At 40.9% G+C, this 21394-nt stretch carries 9 protein-coding genes and 1 pseudogene; 8 read left to right on the top strand and 2 right to left on the bottom strand.

From position 1 onward, the window contains the following. The first annotated feature begins 68 nt into the window (after positions 1-68). Positions 69-1234, top strand: a protein-coding gene (locus tag GTK57_RS12905) for an IS3-like element ISAba22 family transposase (protein ID WP_163123906.1) whose coding sequence is annotated in 2 segments (ribosomal slippage) — positions 69-327 and positions 327-1234 — 1167 coding nt in all. Because the reading frame shifts where the segments join, the coding sequence is not laid out codon by codon here. Between the two features lie 29 nt (positions 1235-1263). Here the strand turns inward: GTK57_RS12905 and GTK57_RS12910 are convergent. Together GTK57_RS12910 and GTK57_RS12915 are read right to left on the bottom strand one after the other, a co-directional pair. Further along, entirely contained in the window at positions 1264-2100 is an 837-nt protein-coding gene (locus GTK57_RS12910; RefSeq protein ID WP_330221024.1) for a DUF6502 family protein, read from the bottom strand. 62 nt (positions 2101-2162) lie between these two features. Then, a complete protein-coding gene (locus tag GTK57_RS12915; protein ID WP_163123909.1) occupies positions 2163-2846 on the bottom strand; it encodes a hypothetical protein in 684 nt (227 codons plus the stop codon). A gap of 131 nt (positions 2847-2977) precedes the next feature. On the opposite strand from GTK57_RS12915, the gene GTK57_RS12920 reads away from it, so the two are divergent. The 7 genes and pseudogenes from GTK57_RS12920 to GTK57_RS12955 form a co-directional block, all read left to right on the top strand. Continuing rightward, positions 2978-3379, top strand: coding sequence for a helix-turn-helix domain-containing protein (locus GTK57_RS12920; RefSeq protein ID WP_163123912.1), 402 nt, complete (start codon positions 2978-2980; stop codon positions 3377-3379). A 1111-nt stretch (positions 3380-4490) separates the two neighbouring features. Next, on the top strand, positions 4491-5336 hold the full coding sequence (locus GTK57_RS12930) for an OmpA family protein (protein WP_163123914.1): 846 nt from the start codon (positions 4491-4493) through the stop codon (positions 5334-5336). 45 nt (positions 5337-5381) lie between these two features. Continuing rightward, complete coding sequence (locus GTK57_RS12935) at positions 5382-15947, top strand: BapA/Bap/LapF family prefix-like domain-containing protein (RefSeq protein ID WP_163120764.1); 10566 nt, start codon at positions 5382-5384, stop codon at positions 15945-15947. Between the two features lie 224 nt (positions 15948-16171). After that, positions 16172-17686, top strand: coding sequence for a TolC family outer membrane protein (locus GTK57_RS12940; protein WP_163123917.1), 1515 nt, complete (start codon positions 16172-16174; stop codon positions 17684-17686). Then, on the top strand, positions 17683-19812 hold the full coding sequence (locus GTK57_RS12945) for a type I secretion system permease/ATPase (RefSeq protein WP_163123920.1): 2130 nt from the start codon (positions 17683-17685) through the stop codon (positions 19810-19812). The genes GTK57_RS12940 and GTK57_RS12945 overlap by 4 nt, the downstream gene beginning before the upstream one ends. Further along, positions 19809-20996 (top strand): HlyD family type I secretion periplasmic adaptor subunit, encoded by a 1188-nt coding sequence (locus tag GTK57_RS12950; protein ID WP_163123922.1) that lies wholly within the window; start codon positions 19809-19811, stop codon positions 20994-20996. Before GTK57_RS12945 ends, GTK57_RS12950 begins: the two co-directional genes overlap by 4 nt. A 55-nt stretch (positions 20997-21051) precedes the next feature. Next, positions 21052-21321 (top strand): annotated as a pseudogene (locus tag GTK57_RS12955) (integrase core domain-containing protein); the annotation flags it as partial. Between the last annotated feature and the right edge of the window lie 73 nt (positions 21322-21394).

The raw sequence follows: 21394 nt of genomic DNA on the forward strand, positions 1-21394 counted from the left end.
TTTGATGTGTGCTGAAAAAACAGGAGGTTTTAACTTGGTAAACTAAACACACTCATCAGGAGTTTACCATGAGCAAGAAACACAAGACTTACACCACAGAATTTAAAGCTGAAGCCATCAAATTAATTGAAGCCAATCAAGGCAATGTCTCGGAAACAGCCAGACAACTTAGCATTTCAATGCAAACTCTTTCAAATTGGAATACCAAAGCAAAGGCTGGAACTTTAGCAGGTACAAAACAGTATTCACCTGATCTAAACGCTCTACTCGAAGAAAATAAAAAACTCAAACAACAGCTCAAAATAGCTGAAATGGAACGTGAATTTTTAAAAAAGGCAGCAGCGTACTTTGCCAAAGAAAGTCAGTAAGGTACGCCTATATGAAACAAAAAAGATATTCTTTTCCAATTACCTTAATGGCTCGATTACTTCATGTTTCAGTTTCATGTTTTTATGATTGGCTCAAGAGAGGCGTGAGCAAAAGAACGATTCAACGAAATCAACAGACGATATTGGTGAAAATAGCCCATGAGGAGACAAAGCAGAGTTATGGTTATATTCGATTAACCAAATACTTACAAGCTCAGGGCATAAAAATGAGTATGTACGCTGTACGTCAGATAAAAGCGCTGAACCACCTGTATTGTAAGCGACACAAGCTTTTTAAAAGGACTACGAATAGTGACCATAATCGAGCGATCTATGAAAACCTGCTGGAGCAACAATTCTCAATGACTAGACCAAATCAAGCATGGTCAAGTGATATTACGTACATATGGACTGTTGAAGGATGGCTGTACTTAGCAGCGGTAAAAGACCTTTACACGAAGCAAGTGGTTGGCTATAGCTTAAATGAGCGCATGACAACACAGCTTGTTTGTAATGCGCTAAATATGGCTATTCACAATCAAAAACCAACCAAAGAACTGATTGTGCATTCAGACAGAGGAAGTCAATATTGCAGCCATGAATATCGAAATATACTTGAGCAATATGGTTTTCAAGGTTCAATGAGCAAGCGCGGAGACTGTTACGATAATGCACCGATTGAAAGCTTTTGGGGAATACTGAAAAATGAGTTAGTGCATCATTACAACTATCAAACCAGAGAAGAAGCCAAAGCAGATATTATAAAATACATTGAATTATTTTATAATCATCGAAGAATTCAAAAGGGTTTGGGTTTTAAGACACCAAATCAAATGGCCGAAGACTTTTATAAGTTGGCTGCCTAGAATCTCCCAAGGGAAAGTCTCCTGATAATTCAGCGTATATCAATTTGACCTTCATCTTTTTGGCAAAGCTCTATTGCTTCGGCCAATAAACTTTTGGAAAATTTCCCCCATAATTCAACAACCCTTTCTTTCAAATAGTTAATAGACTCTTCAGTCAATTCATTTGCAAAAATTGCTTGTTCTAAAAAATAGTTTTGATTTTCAGTCAAATTATGAACGCCAGCAGCGATATGATCAGATAAATTTTCAGCCAGAATCTGTTTTGCTTGATGAGCTTCAGAAGCAGGTGTAAAACTTTCTTGATGTAAAATTACTTTTCCCCCTGCTTCTGTTACTAGTCCAATCCTCTGTAACTCTAATAAAATAGATCGGGGATGTTTGTCTCTAGAAATTTGTTTGACTAACCCTTCAAAACTATTTTCATTACCAGTAAGGGGTAATATATACGGCAAATCTTGGTGCACCCATAATGCAACGACTCGAGCAGGCACGCTGATTGGCATAGTATTTCTATAAGTCAGAGGGATTATAGTATGTTTACCTCCATTCTCTTGCTTAATTTGACTAACATCCCGTCTATTTAAACCTGAAAGTAAACTAATTGAAGAGTCAGTTGTTTTTTGACCTAGATGTTCTAATTCTTTAATAGCCTCATTATAGAAGAGGGGACGAATCGCATTAGAAAACTCACTATAGCCAATTCCTGATTTGACTAACCAATGAGTAAGTTCTCCCATAACTTTTAGTGTATATTCTAATGTAGATTTTGATTCTGATGAGAGGACTTTATTTTTATCAACTAAATAAGCATCTACATCAGATTCATTCAAATTAAATTTACTTTCCATTGTGCCTTTATAGCCCATTTCCATTGTGCCTTTATAGCCCATCTAAAAAGTTTTTATATTATATTTTAAAAAACTTTACATCACATTTCTTCAATTTTTAATGAAATTTCCCTAGCCTCGCAAGTTTGAGAGTTTGGTCGATCTACAACGCGATTTATGCTGAAAAAAGTTCTATAATTGATAGTCCATGTTTGATCTTTAAAAGGCAAATCATACTTAAGATCAAATATTTTTTCTTCATACGGTTTATATATCTGTAAACTCTGATTCTGAGTACAAGATACTTCAATATTTTCATTGAACGGAATCAGGTTTTGATCTAGTAAAGTAAAGCCGGATTTACAGTCCTGATTATATTGGTAAATAGTTTCTGAGCTTGAATTCTTAATATGTGCTTGTAAATGTAAATTATGTAAATCATTCGACTCCGTATAACTTAGATCAGTTCCGTAACCATCAGGAAGTATTTCGTTAGTTGTCTTGTTTACAAGATGAAATGAAATTTCTAAGGGAGCACAATAATGCATATTATTTACAGGAGTCCATACAACAAACCTGTCTTGCATTTCATTTTCATCCTCCGGTAGTCGCGGAGGGGTTGTTGGTGGTCTTGATGGTAAGGGAGGAGATATCGGGCCAGAGTCAGTATTCTGCCCAGAGCCTGAACCTCCAACACTTACTCCAACGCTATAATTTTCTTCACCACAACCAGTAACCAAAACAACAGAAATTACGGTAATTTGTTTTAATACTTTGTTAAACATATTAAAAATAAAGAATGATTGTATTTTTTGATTATACTATAAAATAGATCTCTTGCATAAATCAAAAAACGACCAATCTAGTGATAATTTTTTGTAGCGATCAATAAGCCGTATTCGGTTATCGTTGTTGCATGAACTACTCAAAAGTAAAAACACTGCTAAGTCAGCAGTTTAAACGACTTATCGGAATACAACCCTCAACTTTTGCAGAAATGCTTGAAGTATTGAGAGCCGCTCAAAGTGATAGTCGACGAGGAAGACCCTCAATACTTTTGCTTGAAGATCAGCTGTTGATGACCTTAAGCTATTGGCACGAATATCGCACACTTTTCCATGTTGCGATGACCTATGGTATCCATGAATCAAGGGCTTCACGCATTATTCAAAAGATTGAAAACCTTTTAATTAAATCCGATAAATTTCATTTACCTAAAAAGTTACCAAAAGGTGAAGGTGTAGATTGGGAAGTTATCGTGATTGATGCCACTGAAATGACGATAGAACGTCCCAAAAAAATAGAAAAATTACTATAGCGGCAAGAAAAAACGTCATACGATCAAAGCCTAGCTGACGATGCACTACAAAACTAGCCAGATTATATCAACAGCCATTGCACAAAGTAATGTGCATAATTTTCAGTTATTTAGAAAACACCGTAAAAAACAAGATGCCGTCTTGGTAACCAATCAGGTTTTGAGATTATTAGACCAATAAATAATCTTTTTGATAGGCAGTCTGATGTTTTAAAACGCCATAACACAGACGTATAAGCTTGCGCATTGCAACACCTAAAGCACACCTTTAATTTTTATCCTGACTTAATAATTATTGATATAAAGCTTCAATGTGTGGATTCTATTGAATCGCTGTTAAGGTTGACATATACAATACTGAGCGTATTTTACTGTCATCTGCTTTTGATAAGTGACTTTTGCTTGTTGGCCGAACTGCCAAACAGCTGATGTACTGGAACCAAATCTACATATGCAGCAGCTTAACTTGCTTTTTTAAACTTGTACGAATGAAATAACCCCAACAATAATAAGTCTGATTGTTCACCATTGAAGAAATAGTTTGTAGTAATTTCAAATCCTATTTCGATGTGGAATTTTGGTCTATATGGTTATTTATTAGCTTATATGAGTGGACTGCGCCTTTTAAGTAGATTCTTTTCCCGTAATAAACTACCTAGGTAAACATCACGTCTGCCTATTAAAGCTTTTAATAAGCTGAAATTTTTAGGTTAAGGTTGCTGTAAAGAAGCGTTCTTTATACCATGTGCTCTGTATGATTTTTGTAATGCTCATCAAAATAGAAATTTGATGAGCTTTTTTTATGGCGACCAATATTGATCAAGTGAATAGGTGGAAACTTTTTGAATTTAGTTGCATCTTGTTGATATATTTGATTTTTAATCTTCGTTTAATTAGGACTATCTAGTTAAGTATTTCTAATAAAACTATAAAGTGATACAGTTGACACAAAAAATAAATGTTCAAAATACACATTTATTTTGATATAAAGATGTTGAAATGTGCACTGCGTCACAATAATAATTTTTCAGTAGATTCATGGAAAGATATTTGTGTAGGAAATGTGCTTGAAATTGTTCCTTAAATTGTTCTAAGTCCACAAGGGGTAGTTATGTTGAGATTGTCACTTTTAGCTGTTGTAGCTTCATTGGGAGTAGCGGCTTGCACATCAAGCCCATATACGAAGCCATCAGATTTACGTTTTCAGAAAAAAACGCAAGAAAATAATCAACCTATTGTATTAAAGCGAGATGAGAAGCTGTGTGGTGGTGATACAGCAGAACAGCAAAATTGCCCGATTGAATTTTATATTGACAGTATTAAAGCTGGAAATTTTTATATAAATAATTCGGCTCAATATGCATTGAAACCAGAAACATATAATTTCAAAGTAAAAAACTGTACTGAAGAATCATGCCAAAGTTGTGATGTTGACTTAAACGTAGGAAAGCTAACAAGCAATGAATTTTTACTCTCTGTCAATACAGACGGTAAACCTTTTATTTCCAATAATGGTCAGCCTTTAAGTTGTGAGGTGAAGCATCAGGTTGCTGCTCAGGAACAGATAATACGAGTGGATTTAGCTGCGGACACTTTATTTAAATTTAACGGTTCTTCCTTGAATGATTTACTGCCAAAGGGGCGTCAAGAGGTCTTGAATGTTGCTTCGCAAATTCATAACAACTTCGTTTCTGTAAGCCGCATTAATTTAGTTGGTCACACAGATCGTTTGGGAAGTGATAGCTATAACAATCAATTGGGGCAAAACCGTGCAGACACAGTACGCAACCTGTTGGTTCAAAATGGTGTGGCAGGGAATGTTATTTCGACTGCAAGCGCAGGTAAAGGCCAGCCTGTGACGAATGGTTGTTTTGATGTAAAACAGCGTGAAGAACTCAAAGCTTGTTTACAGCCTGACCGCCGTGTAACTGTCGAAATTACAGGCATTACTAAATAGTTAAAGTTTTAGAAGATAAAAGAATATAATTTTTTGGGTAAAAATATGACTAATTTTATTGTAATTGAGAAAGACTCATTAAATAAGTCTACAGTAAATGCGACACAGATTACATTAACCGAAGCTTCTATTGTTCATACTAAAATGAGCCGTGATGACGTCGACGAATTTATCCGTGATGGCAATAACTTAGTGCTTAAGTTAAAAAATGGTGAAGTTGTTGTTATTGAGAATTTTTTTATAACATATGACGATGTCGCTTCAGATTTGGTTTTTGAAGAAGATGGGTGTGTTCTATATTGGTTTGATGGCGTATCGGGTTTTAAAGGCATTCCAGGATTAGAAGCATTATTGCCTGCTGTTGAAGGCAGTAAACTTGTTGGATTGTTACCTTGGTTGGTCGGCGCTGCTGTAGTTGGTGGTGCTGCGGCGATTATTGACCACAATGACAAGGATAAGACAGATTCGATCCCGAATGGCACTAATACGCTTAAAGTAAATACAGATGGTACAGTTACAGGTAAAACAGAGAATATCCCTGAAGGTACTGACGTTAAAATTACTATTAGCGGCAAAGATAAAGATGGGAATAATATTGAATATCAAGATATTGTTAAAGTTGATAAGGATGGCAATTACGTAACGGATGTGCCACCAAATTTTGCAGATGGTGACTTAGTTGTTGAGTCTGAAGTTATTGATCGCAATGGCAATACGATCACTGCAGAAGACAAATTGGGCACAGGCAAAACTGATGATCCAGCAACTCCAGGTGATGAAAGCGAAGGCCTAGATCGCGTTGATGGCAAGATCACGGTTGAAGTTGACAACAAAGGCAAGATCACGGGTACAACCGAAGATGTTAAGCCTGGCGAGAAAGTAATTATTACTGTTGAAGGCTTTGACAAAGACGGCCAGCCAGTATCGAAAGATGTTGAAGCAATTGTTCAGCCAGACGGTAGCTATAAAGCAGATGTGCCAGCAGAAATTGCAGACGGTTCATCCGTTGATGTTGAGGCGAATACAACAGACCGTAATGGTAAGCCTGTAGGTCCAGCAACAGATGCGGTTGAAGGCAAGACTGATCATGACAATGATCCAAGCACACCAGACCAAGGCGGCCTAGATCGCGTTGATGGCAAGATCACGGTTGAAGTTGACAACAAAGGCAAGATCACGGGTACAACCGAAGATGTTAAGCCTGGCGAGAAAGTAATTATTACTGTTGAAGGCTTTGACAAAGACGGCCAGCCAGTATCGAAAGATGTTGAAGCGATTGTTCAGCCAGACGGTAGCTATAAAGCAGATGTGCCAGCAGAAATTGCAGACGGTTCATCCGTTGATGTTGAGGCGAATACAACAGACCGTAATGGTAAGCCTGTAGGTCCAGCAACAGATGCGGTTGAAGGCAAGACTGATCATGACAATGATCCAAGCACACCAGACCAAGGCGGCCTAGATCGCGTTGATGGCAAGATCACGGTTGAAGTTGACAACAAAGGCAAGATCACGGGTACAACCGAAGATGTTAAGCCTGGCGAGAAAGTAATTATTACTGTTGAAGGCTTTGACAAAGACGGCCAGCCAGTATCGAAAGATGTTGAAGCAATTGTTCAGCCAGACGGTAGCTATAAAGCAGATGTGCCAGCAGAAATTGCAGACGGTTCATCCGTTGATGTTGAGGCGAATACAACAGACCGTAATGGTAAGCCTGTAGGTCCAGCAACAGATGCGGTTGAAGGCAAGACTGATCATGACAATGATCCAAGCACACCAGACCAAGGCGGCCTAGATCGCGTTGATGGCAAGATCACGGTTGAAGTTGACAACAAAGGCAAGATCACGGGTACAACCGAAGATGTTAAGCCTGGCGAGAAAGTAATTATTACTGTTGAAGGCTTTGACAAAGACGGCCAGCCAGTATCGAAAGATGTTGAAGCAATTGTTCAGCCAGACGGTAGCTATAAAGCAGATGTGCCAGCAGAAATTGCAGACGGTTCATCCGTTGATGTTGAGGCGAATACAACAGACCGTAATGGTAAGCCTGTAGGTCCAGCAACAGATGCGGTTGAAGGCAAGACTGATCATGACAATGATCCAAGCACACCAGACCAAGGCGGCCTAGATCGCGTTGATGGCAAGATCACGGTTGAAGTTGACAACAAAGGCAAGATCACGGGTACAACCGAAGATGTTAAGCCTGGCGAGAAAGTAATTATTACTGTTGAAGGCTTTGACAAAGACGGCCAGCCAGTATCGAAAGATGTTGAAGCGATTGTTCAGCCAGACGGTAGCTATAAAGCAGATGTGCCAGCAGAAATTGCAGACGGTTCATCCGTTGATGTTGAGGCGAATACAACAGACCGTAATGGTAAGCCTGTAGGTCCAGCAACAGATGCGGTTGAAGGCAAGACTGATCATGACAATGATCCAAGCACACCAGACCAAGGCGGCCTAGATCGCGTTGATGGCAAGATCACGGTTGAAGTTGACAACAAAGGCAAGATCACGGGTACAACCGAAGATGTTAAGCCTGGCGAGAAAGTAATTATTACTGTTGAAGGCTTTGACAAAGACGGCCAGCCAGTATCGAAAGATGTTGAAGCAATTGTTCAGCCAGACGGTAGCTATAAAGCAGATGTGCCAGCAGAAATTGCAGACGGTTCATCCGTTGATGTTGAGGCGAATACAACAGACCGTAATGGTAAGCCTGTAGGTCCAGCAACAGATGCGGTTGAAGGCAAGACTGATCATGACAATGATCCAAGCACACCAGACCAAGGCGGCCTAGATCGCGTTGATGGCAAGATCACGGTTGAAGTTGACAACAAAGGCAAGATCACGGGTACAACCGAAGATGTTAAGCCTGGCGAGAAAGTAATTATTACTGTTGAAGGCTTTGACAAAGACGGCCAGCCAGTATCGAAAGATGTTGAAGCGATTGTTCAGCCAGACGGTAGCTATAAAGCAGATGTGCCAGCAGAAATTGCAGACGGTTCATCCGTTGATGTTGAGGCGAATACAACAGACCGTAATGGTAAGCCTGTAGGTCCAGCAACAGATGCGGTTGAAGGCAAGACTGATCATGACAATGATCCAAGCACACCAGACCAAGGCGGCCTAGATCGCGTTGATGGCAAGATCACGGTTGAAGTTGACAACAAAGGCAAGATCACGGGTACAACCGAAGATGTTAAGCCTGGCGAGAAAGTAATTATTACTGTTGAAGGCTTTGACAAAGACGGCCAGCCAGTATCGAAAGATGTTGAAGCAATTGTTCAGCCAGACGGTAGCTATAAAGCAGATGTGCCAGCAGAAATTGCAGACGGTTCATCCGTTGATGTTGAGGCGAATACAACAGACCGTAATGGTAAGCCTGTAGGTCCAGCAACAGATGCGGTTGAAGGCAAGACTGATCATGACAATGATCCAAGCACACCAGACCAAGGCGGCCTAGATCGCGTTGATGGCAAGATCACGGTTGAAGTTGACAACAAAGGCAAGATCACGGGTACAACCGAAGATGTTAAGCCTGGCGAGAAAGTAATTATTACTGTTGAAGGCTTTGACAAAGACGGCCAGCCAGTATCGAAAGATGTTGAAGCAATTGTTCAGCCAGACGGTAGCTATAAAGCAGATGTGCCAGCAGAAATTGCAGACGGTTCATCCGTTGATGTTGAGGCGAATACAACAGACCGTAATGGTAAGCCTGTAGGTCCAGCAACAGATGCGGTTGAAGGCAAGACTGATCATGACAATGATCCAAGCACACCAGACCAAGGCGGCCTAGATCGCGTTGATGGCAAGATCACGGTTGAAGTTGACAACAAAGGCAAGATCACGGGTACAACCGAAGATGTTAAGCCTGGCGAGAAAGTAATTATTACTGTTGAAGGCTTTGACAAAGACGGCCAGCCAGTATCGAAAGATGTTGAAGCGATTGTTCAGCCAGACGGTAGCTATAAAGCAGATGTGCCAGCAGAAATTGCAGACGGTTCATCCGTTGATGTTGAGGCGAATACAACAGACCGTAATGGTAAGCCTGTAGGTCCAGCAACAGATGCGGTTGAAGGCAAGACTGATCATGACAATGATCCAAGCACACCAGACCAAGGCGGCCTAGATCGCGTTGATGGCAAGATCACGGTTGAAGTTGACAACAAAGGCAAGATCACGGGTACAACCGAAGATGTTAAGCCTGGCGAGAAAGTAATTATTACTGTTGAAGGCTTTGACAAAGACGGCCAGCCAGTATCGAAAGATGTTGAAGCAATTGTTCAGCCAGACGGTAGCTATAAAGCAGATGTGCCAGCAGAAATTGCAGACGGTTCATCCGTTGATGTTGAGGCGAATACAACAGACCGTAATGGTAAGCCTGTAGGTCCAGCAACAGATGCGGTTGAAGGCAAGACTGATCATGACAATGATCCAAGCACACCAGACCAAGGCGGCCTAGATCGCGTTGATGGCAAGATCACGGTTGAAGTTGACAACAAAGGCAAGATCACGGGTACAACCGAAGATGTTAAGCCTGGCGAGAAAGTAATTATTACTGTTGAAGGCTTTGACAAAGACGGCCAGCCAGTATCGAAAGATGTTGAAGCGATTGTTCAGCCAGACGGTAGCTATAAAGCAGATGTGCCAGCAGAAATTGCAGACGGTTCATCCGTTGATGTTGAGGCGAATACAACAGACCGTAATGGTAAGCCTGTAGGTCCAGCAACAGATGCGGTTGAAGGCAAGACTGATCATGACAATGATCCAAGCACACCAGACCAAGGCGGCCTAGATCGCGTTGATGGCAAGATCACGGTTGAAGTTGACAACAAAGGCAAGATCACGGGTACAACCGAAGATGTTAAGCCTGGCGAGAAAGTAATTATTACTGTTGAAGGCTTTGACAAAGACGGCCAGCCAGTATCGAAAGATGTTGAAGCAATTGTTCAGCCAGACGGTAGCTATAAAGCAGATGTGCCAGCAGAAATTGCAGACGGTTCATCCGTTGATGTTGAGGCGAATACAACAGACCGTAATGGTAAGCCTGTAGGTCCAGCAACAGATGCGGTTGAAGGCAAGACTGATCATGACAATGATCCAAGCACACCAGACCAAGGCGGCCTAGATCGCGTTGATGGCAAGATCACGGTTGAAGTTGACAACAAAGGCAAGATCACGGGTACAACCGAAGATGTTAAGCCTGGCGAGAAAGTAATTATTACTGTTGAAGGCTTTGACAAAGACGGCCAGCCAGTATCGAAAGATGTTGAAGCAATTGTTCAGCCAGACGGTAGCTATAAAGCAGATGTGCCAGCAGAAATTGCAGACGGTTCATCCGTTGATGTTGAGGCGAATACAACAGACCGTAATGGTAAGCCTGTAGGTCCAGCAACAGATGCGGTTGAAGGCAAGACTGATCATGACAATGATCCAAGCACACCAGACCAAGGCGGCCTAGATCGCGTTGATGGCAAGATCACGGTTGAAGTTGACAACAAAGGCAAGATCACGGGTACAACCGAAGATGTTAAGCCTGGCGAGAAAGTAATTATTACTGTTGAAGGCTTTGACAAAGACGGCCAGCCAGTATCGAAAGATGTTGAAGCAATTGTTCAGCCAGACGGTAGCTATAAAGCAGATGTGCCAGCAGAAATTGCAGACGGTTCATCCGTTGATGTTGAGGCGAATACAACAGACCGTAATGGTAAGCCTGTAGGTCCAGCAACAGATGCGGTTGAAGGCAAGACTGATCATGACAATGATCCAAGCACACCAGACCAAGGCGGCCTAGATCGCGTTGATGGCAAGATCACGGTTGAAGTTGACAACAAAGGCAAGATCACGGGTACAACCGAAGATGTTAAGCCTGGCGAGAAAGTAATTATTACTGTTGAAGGCTTTGACAAAGACGGCCAGCCAGTATCGAAAGATGTTGAAGCGATTGTTCAGCCAGACGGTAGCTATAAAGCAGATGTGCCAGCAGAAATTGCAGACGGTTCATCCGTTGATGTTGAGGCGAATACAACAGACCGTAATGGTAAGCCTGTAGGTCCAGCAACAGATGCGGTTGAAGGCAAGACTGATCATGACAATGATCCAAGCACACCAGACCAAGGCGGCCTAGATCGCGTTGATGGCAAGATCACGGTTGAAGTTGACAACAAAGGCAAGATCACGGGTACAACCGAAGATGTTAAGCCTGGCGAGAAAGTAATTATTACTGTTGAAGGCTTTGACAAAGACGGCCAGCCAGTATCGAAAGATGTTGAAGCAATTGTTCAGCCAGACGGTAGCTATAAAGCAGATGTGCCAGCAGAAATTGCAGACGGTTCATCCGTTGATGTTGAGGCGAATACAACAGACCGTAATGGTAAGCCTGTAGGTCCAGCAACAGATGCGGTTGAAGGCAAGACTGATCATGACAATGATCCAAGCACACCAGACCAAGGCGGCCTAGATCGCGTTGATGGCAAGATCACGGTTGAAGTTGACAACAAAGGCAAGATCACGGGTACAACCGAAGATGTTAAGCCTGGCGAGAAAGTAATTATTACTGTTGAAGGCTTTGACAAAGACGGCCAGCCAGTATCGAAAGATGTTGAAGCAATTGTTCAGCCAGACGGTAGCTATAAAGCAGATGTGCCAGCAGAAATTGCAGACGGTTCATCCGTTGATGTTGAGGCGAATACAACAGACCGTAATGGTAAGCCTGTAGGTCCAGCAACAGATGCGGTTGAAGGCAAGACTGATCATGACAATGATCCAAGCACACCAGACCAAGGCGGCCTAGATCGCGTTGATGGCAAGATCACGGTTGAAGTTGACAACAAAGGCAAGATCACGGGTACAACCGAAGATGTTAAGCCTGGCGAGAAAGTAATTATTACTGTTGAAGGCTTTGACAAAGACGGCCAGCCAGTATCGAAAGATGTTGAAGCGATTGTTCAGCCAGACGGTAGCTATAAAGCAGATGTGCCAGCAGAAATTGCAGACGGTTCATCCGTTGATGTTGAGGCGAATACAACAGACCGTAATGGTAAGCCTGTAGGTCCAGCAACAGATGCGGTTGAAGGCAAGACTGATCATGACAATGATCCAAGCACACCAGACCAAGGCGGCCTAGATCGCGTTGATGGCAAGATCACGGTTGAAGTTGACAACAAAGGCAAGATCACGGGTACAACCGAAGATGTTAAGCCTGGCGAGAAAGTAATTATTACTGTTGAAGGCTTTGACAAAGACGGCCAGCCAGTATCGAAAGATGTTGAAGCGATTGTTCAGCCAGACGGTAGCTATAAAGCAGATGTGCCAGCAGAAATTGCAGACGGTTCATCCGTTGATGTTGAGGCGAATACAACAGACCGTAATGGTAAGCCTGTAGGTCCAGCAACAGATGCGGTTGAAGGCAAGACTGATCATGACAATGATCCAAGCACACCAGACCAAGGCGGCCTAGATCGCGTTGATGGCAAGATCACGGTTGAAGTTGACAACAAAGGCAAGATCACGGGTACAACCGAAGATGTTAAGCCTGGCGAGAAAGTAATTATTACTGTTGAAGGCTTTGACAAAGACGGCCAGCCAGTATCGAAAGATGTTGAAGCAATTGTTCAGCCAGACGGTAGCTATAAAGCAGATGTGCCAGCAGAAATTGCAGACGGTTCATCCGTTGATGTTGAGGCGAATACAACAGACCGTAATGGTAAGCCTGTAGGTCCAGCAACAGATGCGGTTGAAGGCAAGACTGATCATGACAATGATCCAAGCACACCAGACCAAGGCGGCCTAGATCGCGTTGATGGCAAGATCACGGTTGAAGTTGACAACAAAGGCAAGATCACGGGTACAACCGAAGATGTTAAGCCTGGCGAGAAAGTAATTATTACTGTTGAAGGCTTTGACAAAGACGGCCAGCCAGTATCGAAAGATGTTGAAGCGATTGTTCAGCCAGACGGTAGCTATAAAGCAGATGTGCCAGCAGAAATTGCAGACGGTTCATCCGTTGATGTTGAGGCGAATACAACAGACCGTAATGGTAAGCCTGTAGGTCCAGCAACAGATGCGGTTGAAGGCAAGACTGATCATGACAATGATCCAAGCACACCAGACCAAGGCGGCCTAGATCGCGTTGATGGCAAGATCACGGTTGAAGTTGACAACAAAGGCAAGATCACGGGTACAACCGAAGATGTTAAGCCTGGCGAGAAAGTAATTATTACTGTTGAAGGCTTTGACAAAGACGGCCAGCCAGTATCGAAAGATGTTGAAGCGATTGTTCAGCCAGACGGTAGCTATAAAGCAGATGTGCCAGCAGAAATTGCAGACGGTTCATCCGTTGATGTTGAGGCGAATACAACAGACCGTAATGGTAAGCCTGTAGGTCCAGCAACAGATGCGGTTGAAGGCAAGACTGATCATGACAATGATCCAAGCACACCAGACCAAGGCGGCCTAGATCGCGTTGATGGCAAGATCACGGTTGAAGTTGACAACAAAGGCAAGATCACGGGTACAACCGAAGATGTTAAGCCTGGCGAGAAAGTAATTATTACTGTTGAAGGCTTTGACAAAGACGGCCAGCCAGTATCGAAAGATGTTGAAGCAATTGTTCAGCCAGACGGTAGCTATAAAGCAGATGTGCCAGCAGAAATTGCAGACGGTTCATCCGTTGATGTTGAGGCGAATACAACAGACCGTAATGGTAAGCCTGTAGGTCCAGCAACAGATGCGGTTGAAGGCAAGACTGATCATGACAATGATCCAAGCACACCAGACCAAGGCGGCCTAGATCGCGTTGATGGATTGTTAGAGATTACCGAAATTAATGAAGATGGAGTGGTAAAAGGCCAAACTACTGATGTGCCAGTAGGCAGTGATGTTGTTCTGACCTTCAAAGATCATACCGGTAGTCAAATTAATGACCCAGTAACAGGAAAACCAGTAACAGTAACGACAGTAGTTAAGCCAGATGGTAGCTATGAAGCTCAATTACCTGAGGATTTAACAAGCCTGACAGATCAAATTAATGTAAAAGCTGATTCATTTGATAACAATGGTAAACCAGTTAGTGACAATGAGGATACCAAAAAGCCAATTACTGAAGTAACTACAAATGGTAATGATAGTCTAATAGGAACCTCTGGTAATGATGTACTTGCAGGTGATACAGGAGGTTTAAAAACCAACTTTGTAGCAGGCGCTAATTATAATGTTTCGATAGTTCTAGATTTGTCTGGAAGCATGTACTTTGGAATGGATGGTACAAGACCTAAAAATCCAATAACTGGTCAGGATGATTACAGTCCGACAGGGGTGCTTCCAAATGGAATGTTGTCACGTTTGGAAATTGCTAAAGCTGGATTAAAAGCTTTTATAACGCAAATGGCAGATCATGATGGGGTGATTAATCTACAGATATCTACATTCTCCGCAAATAATGGCGTGGGTAACGACCCTCAATGGGATAAAGTTTTCTTAAATATTACTACTGATAATATTGATGAAATTTTTGAGCATATTGGTAGTGGTAAAGGTGGTGCTGGAGATGGATTAACAGCAGGTGGAGGTACTAATCCAGAGCTAAGCTTTAAAGAAGCTACAGATTGGTTTAATTCAACTGATATTAAGTCAAATGGTTATGAAAACCAGACCTATTACATTACTGATGGGGAGCCAAATACGGATCAGACAACACTAGATAATGCATTCAAACCATTAGCTGAAACTAGTAAAGTTTTTGCTGTCGGAGTGAGTTCTTCTGTAAGTAATGAGACAGTCTCACGTTACGATAACACTAATGTGAATGGTGATAAAATTACTGATACATGGAATGGTAATAGTAATTTTGGTTCGGCACAAGCCATTGCTGATGCAAGCAAATTGATCGCTTATCTTATCGGTGGATCTGAAAACTTTATTCCAGCTGATGTTGGAAATGATGTTGTCAAAGGTGGTGCGGGCGATGACATTCTGTTTGGTGATGCCATGAATACAGATTGGATTACAGGTCTAGATTCTCTGCAATATCCAAAGTATTCAGGTTATTCGAAACTAATTGCACATTTAAAAGCGACAGAAACAGGTGGAGCAGAACCAACACAGCAACAAATCTATGATTTTGTAAAAGCTAATTATCGAGACTTTATTGCTGCTGATGCTGCTGATCCAGCAACAAAAGGTGGTAATGACACCATTTATGGTGGTTCGGGCGACGACATTATTATTGCTGGTGCTGGAAATGACATTATTTATGGTGGTTCAGGCAATGACATTATCTCAACTGGACGAGGTGATGACACCATTATGTATGATGTTCTCAATGCTGCGGATGCAAAAGGTGGAAATGGCACAGATACATGGGTTGATTATGCAGCTAATGACAAAATTGAGTTTGGTGCAGATTTCTTTGAAGGTCTACTTGCTGATAAGTCGAATATTTCTGAATACATTAAAGTTGAAGATGTAAACGGCAAAGCAGTATTGAAAGTCGACCGTGATGGTGCTGCTGATGCAACTGGTGGTACAACCCATGATTGGGCAGATTTGTTAATTATTGAAGGTAAAACCGCATCGGAATTACAGGATTTAATTAATAACCAAATCATCATTGGCTAATCGCTAAGTGATGGATTGGTTTTAGGCTAATCCTTCACAAGGAGCGTTATGTCAAACATAACGCTCCTTTCATTCGTTTTAAATTTGAATTTATCTTAAGTTAACTTTGGACAAAGATAGATAAAAATTTGCAATGAAAATGGCTGCAATTACAGTACTCATTTAATGCTATGACACAGCATTTGAAAACTCCCACGGTATGAATTTACCAAGATGCTTAAATCATGAATTTTATAAAATCAAAGATATGGCTTGTGCTATTTCTTCCGTTTTGTGCACCAATAACGCCTATTTATGCAGCAAAACCAAAAAATTATTTAGACTCAGCTAAAGCAAACATCGAACAGTTTTTTTCGTCGCAACCTGCAGATTTGAATCAAGTGAGTATTCAAGAACTAAGTAAATACTCATGGGGTGAGCAGACAGCGCAAGATACTTTGCCAGTTATCAAATCGAGTGGTATTCAACCACAACTTAAAGGTATGGAAAATATAAGCATTAACTCTGAAGCTGAGCTAACACTTTTTGATGCAATTCATCAAGCGCTACAGCGTCGACCTGAAATCACTCAGAGTATTGCTACTATTGCAGGCCAAGGTGCAAACATTGATGCGGCGAAAGCACAATATTTTCCTCAAATCTCTGGTGGTATTAGTACAGCTGATTTAACGACTGGCGAACGGGGAAGACAGCTTTACAGTTTATCAGCGACACAGGTTTTATATGATTTTGGAAAAATCAAAAGCGATATCAATATAGAAGAAGCGAAGTTATTACGAGAACAAGCAAATACATTAAATAGCATTGATGATATTGCATATCAAACAGCGAATGCGATGGTCAATATTAACCGTTATCAAGAAATCGTTCGTATTGCTAATCAACAAATCAAAGGAATTGCTCGAATTGCAGAAATCGCTAATTTACGGGCTAAAGCGGGTATTAGTAGTCAGGCAGATCCGATTCAGGCACAGTCAAATTTAGAAGCGGCGCAGTCAAATTTACTCATACAAGAAACGCAGTTAAAGCAGTATCAGCAAAAGTTACAAATGCTGCTGGGCTATGATGTGTCCCATTTAAAGATGAGGATTCCAAATACTATTATTCGTAATGCAGGTTTATACAATGACCCTGAATTTACGCATCTTCCTAAGATGATAGCAGCTCAGGCAGCAGTACAAATTGCCAAATTTCAAAAAGAACAAACAAAACTAAGTACATATCCAACAATTAATATTAAAGGTAGCTTAAATCAAGCTTTGAATGGGAAAAACCCAAATAATAATGAAGATGATGGTTTTTATAGCTCTGTCATGTTGGAAGCGAATAGCAACTTTTTCCAAGGCGGGGCAACCCGATCAAAACTCCGTTCTGCTAATTATGCGGAAGAAGCAGCAAAAGCAGCAGTTAACACAGTTTATTTAGATGTTTTGGATCAGGTACAGCTCATTCGTGTGCAGGTCGAAAATAAGCAAAAGCAAATGGATGTTCTAGCTTTAAGAAAAGAAACCACGGCACGGACAAAAGAGTTGTATCAAGAACAATATAAATTAGGCACCCGCACAGTGGTGGATTTATTGAATTCTGAACAAGCAATTCATGCTGCCGCACAGGAAATTGAAAATGCAAGATATGATATTTACGCGGCCCTAATTCAGTATATCTATGTTACTGGTGCTTCAAGAGCATTTTATCAACTAAATAATACTTCTATTCAAGGGTTTGAAATTTTACCATGAGCAAAACTATGAATTATCAGCCATGGCTTCAAGCCGTTCTAGCAATTGCAAAACATTATCGTATCGAACCATCTGAAGAGCGTTTACGCTTGCAACTCGATTGGAATCCGAGCCAGTCACTTGATGATATTTTGATTTTGGTGAGCCGTCAGATCGGGATGAGTCTAAGAAAAACTGAATTTAGTGAAGATATTTTGAATCCGTGGCGTTTACCACTTCTTATTCAAATGAGAGATGGGCAAGTTGGCGTATTGAATCAACTCGATGCCAATGGGAATGCGAATATTCAGTTCAGTGGTGATCAGGGATTAGCACAAGTACTTACTGTAGAGTTATTAAAAGAAAATGTGAACAATGTTTATATTTTAAGACCTGAGAAATCAATTCCTGATGTCCGTATTGATGAGTATATTAAACCATATGAGCAGAACTGGTTTTGGACGATTGTACTAAGAGATTGGAAGCGCTATTTGGATGTGATGTTTGCATCATTAATGGCCAATATCCTTGCCTTGGCGACAATTTTATTTTCAATGAATGTTTATGATCGAGTTATTCCTGCACAGTCTGTTCCAACTTTATGGGTATTAGCCGGTGGTGTACTCATTGCAGCAATATTTGAATTTTGTTTACGAGTCGCACGTATTTATTTATCAGACATTATCGGAAAACGTGCAGATCTAAAAATCTCAGATAAGGTATTTGGTCATGCTTTAAGAATTAAAAATAAAGAGCGATCCAAATCCACAGGTACGTTTATTTCGCAAATACGTGAATTAGAAGGTGTTCGTGAATTAGTCACTTCTACAACCATTTCAGCGATTGCAGATTTGCCTTTCTTCTTTTTGTTTTTGGCAATTTTTTGGCTGATCGGTGGCAATCTGTTTTGGGTAATGGTTTTGGTTGTACCTTTAATGATTATTCCTGGAATTTTGATTCAAAAGCCATTGGCAAAATTAGCATCTGAAGGAATGCGTGAAGGTGCTATTCGCAATGCAACACTGGTGGAAGCTGTTCAAGGTATAGAAGATATTAAGTTATTGCGAGCGGAATCTCGATTTCAGAACCAATGGAATCACATGAATGAAGCTGCTGCAGATATTTCAATGCGCCAGCGGAAATTAGTTGGAATTATGGGGGCGTGGACTCAGAAAGTGCAAGGGCTTACTTTTGCGCTTGTCGTCCTTGTTGGATGTTTTGCTGTGATGAAAGGGGAAATGACTACAGGTGCATTAGTTGCTTGTTCAATTTTATCATCGCGCATGCTTGGACCAATTGCACAGATTTCAGGAGTTCTAGGGCGTTTTCAACAAGCTAAAGTTGCTAAGACAAGTTTAGATGAGCTTATGAAGAAACCAGTTGACCAAGCACCAAATGCACATTTAATTCATAGACCTGTTTTGAATGGACATTATGAACTTAATAATATTGTCTTCAAATATAGTGAAAACGATGCAAAACCTACTCTCATCATTCCTAAACTTGAAATTCAAGCGGGTGAGAAAATTGCGATTTTAGGTCGTAATGGTGCAGGTAAATCAACGCTATTACAGTTGCTATCAGGGATGCAGGAACCTGTTCAAGGGAAAATCAAATTAGAAGGGGTTGACTTGGGGTTAATTGATCCAACGGATGTACGTCGAGATATGGGCTTACTCAATCAAAATGCACATTTGTTTTTTGGTTCTGTACGTGAAAATTTAACATTAGGTTCACCTTTGGCGACTGACCAAGAGCTTTTAAATGTGCTCAAGCTCACAGGGGCATTAAGCTTTGTATTAGATAAGAAAGAAGGTTTAGATCATCAAATTTTAGAAGGTGGTGTCGGTTTTTCTGGTGGCCAGCGTCAAGCTTTACTTTTGTCTCGATTATTACTTCGCCAACCAAATATTTTATTGCTTGATGAGCCTACAGCCGCGATAGATGACGTTTCTGAAAAACAATTGATTGAGAACCTTAAGGGCTGGTTAGGACAAAAAACTTTGGTCATTGCAACGCATCGTCGAGCAGTACTTGAGTTGGTGGATCGAATTATTGTAGTACATGATGGAAAAATTGTTATGGATGGTCCTAAAGAGCAAGTATTAGGTAATACTCAAACCAATATAGCGAGTACAGCATCATGATTAGAAAATATATAAAAAGTGATACTGTAAAGGCTAAAGAATTAGAACCTGCATTACCGAGAGCTAGCTTATTTATCTGGATTATTTGTATTGGTCTTTTGTCATTACTCATCTGGGCATGGCTTTTTAAACTTGAAGAAGTTTCAACAGGAATTGGCAAAGTTATTCCATCTTCTAAAGAGCAAGTAGTACAGTCTCTTGAAGGTGGAATTTTAACAAAGCTTTATGTGCATGAAGGACAAATCGTACAAGAAGGGCAGGTACTTGCTCAACTTGACCCAACTCGCTTTGCATCAAATGTTGGTGAATCTGCATCCTTACTACTAGCATCACAAGCAACAGCAGCGCGACTACGTGCAGAAGTTAATGGAACTAGTTTAAAATTTCCGAGTGAAGTACTTAAAGAGCGAGATTTAGTTGAAGAAGAAACAGCACTCTATCATTCACGACGATCTAATCTAGAAGAATCTTTGTCAGGTTTACAACAAGCACTTATTTTAGTTGAAGAAGAGCTGCAAATGACTGAACCATTAGTAGCGAAAGGTGCAGCTAGTGAGGTCGAAGTATTGCGGCTCAAGCGCCAAGCAACAGATTTGCGCAATCAAATGAATGATGTGAGAAATCAATATTTGGTAAAAGCTCGAGAAGAGTTGGCAAAAGCCAACACAGATATCGAAACGCAATTACAAGTCGTAAAAGGTAAATCAGACTCTTTAAATCGTACTCTTTTTAAATCACCTGTACGAGGGATTATTAAAGAAATTGATGTTATGACTATTGGCGGAGTGATTTCTCAAAATGGCAAGTTGATGACAATTGTTCCGCTGGATGAACAACTTTTGGTTGAGGCACGTATTTCACCGCGAGATATTGCTTTTATTCATCCTGGGCAAGATGCACTCGTGAAGATCACTGCCTATGATTATTCTATTTATGGTGGGTTGAAAGGAAAAGTTTCAATTATTTCACCAGACACATTGAGAGATGAAGTTAAGCAAGATCAATTTTATTATCGAGTGTATATTCGAACGGATTCAGGAAAATTGATGAATAAAGCAGGCAAACAATTCAGTATTACTCCTGGCATGGTTGCAACAGTCGATATTAAAACAGGGGAGAAAACGATTTTAGATTATCTAATAAAACCATTGAATAAAGCGCAAGAGGCTTTAAGAGAAAGATAGTTTTGAGTCTATAAATAATTTACAGGCTCTAGTTATTCGGTGTCTTGCGCAACAGTGTTGCTCAGGCCCGGAGTTTATCAGTCATGAATTTGTACGCTAGGCAACTGAACAAGGTATTCGTATTGAATATATTCAACCAGGTAAGCCACAGCAGAATGCGTATATTGAACGTTATAATCGGACTATACGTTATAGCTAGCTAAGCAAGCATCTATTTGACACACTGGAAGAAGTACAAGATTATGCAACGAGTTGGCTGTGGCATTACAACTATGAAAGACCACACCAAGCAAACAAAGGAAGGCCACCTCTAATGGCTGCTTAACCTCTACTTTTAACTTCGGTTATTTATGGGAGGATTACCGATGTCATAATACTTCCTCTTATATAACTTAGAT

This window comes from Acinetobacter portensis (assembly GCF_010646905.1).
Taxonomy (GTDB): Bacteria; Pseudomonadota; Gammaproteobacteria; order Pseudomonadales; family Moraxellaceae; genus Acinetobacter; species Acinetobacter portensis.

What these genes read in the sequence shown, in the direction of transcription:
- GTK57_RS12910 (WP_330221024.1), bottom strand. Translation starts at nt 2,100, where the DNA reads ATGGGCTATAAAGGCACAATGGAAAGTAAATTTAATTTGAATGAATCT.
- GTK57_RS12915 (WP_163123909.1), bottom strand. Translation starts at nt 2,846, where the DNA reads ATGTTTAACAAAGTATTAAAACAAATTACCGTAATTTCTGTTGTTTTG.
- GTK57_RS12920 (WP_163123912.1), top strand. Translation starts at nt 2,978, where the DNA reads ATGAACTACTCAAAAGTAAAAACACTGCTAAGTCAGCAGTTTAAACGA.
- GTK57_RS12930 (WP_163123914.1), top strand. Translation starts at nt 4,491, where the DNA reads ATGTTGAGATTGTCACTTTTAGCTGTTGTAGCTTCATTGGGAGTAGCG.
- GTK57_RS12935 (WP_163120764.1), top strand. Translation starts at nt 5,382, where the DNA reads ATGACTAATTTTATTGTAATTGAGAAAGACTCATTAAATAAGTCTACA.
- GTK57_RS12940 (WP_163123917.1), top strand. Translation starts at nt 16,172, where the DNA reads ATGAATTTTATAAAATCAAAGATATGGCTTGTGCTATTTCTTCCGTTT.
- GTK57_RS12945 (WP_163123920.1), top strand. Translation starts at nt 17,683, where the DNA reads ATGAGCAAAACTATGAATTATCAGCCATGGCTTCAAGCCGTTCTAGCA.
- GTK57_RS12950 (WP_163123922.1), top strand. Translation starts at nt 19,809, where the DNA reads ATGATTAGAAAATATATAAAAAGTGATACTGTAAAGGCTAAAGAATTA.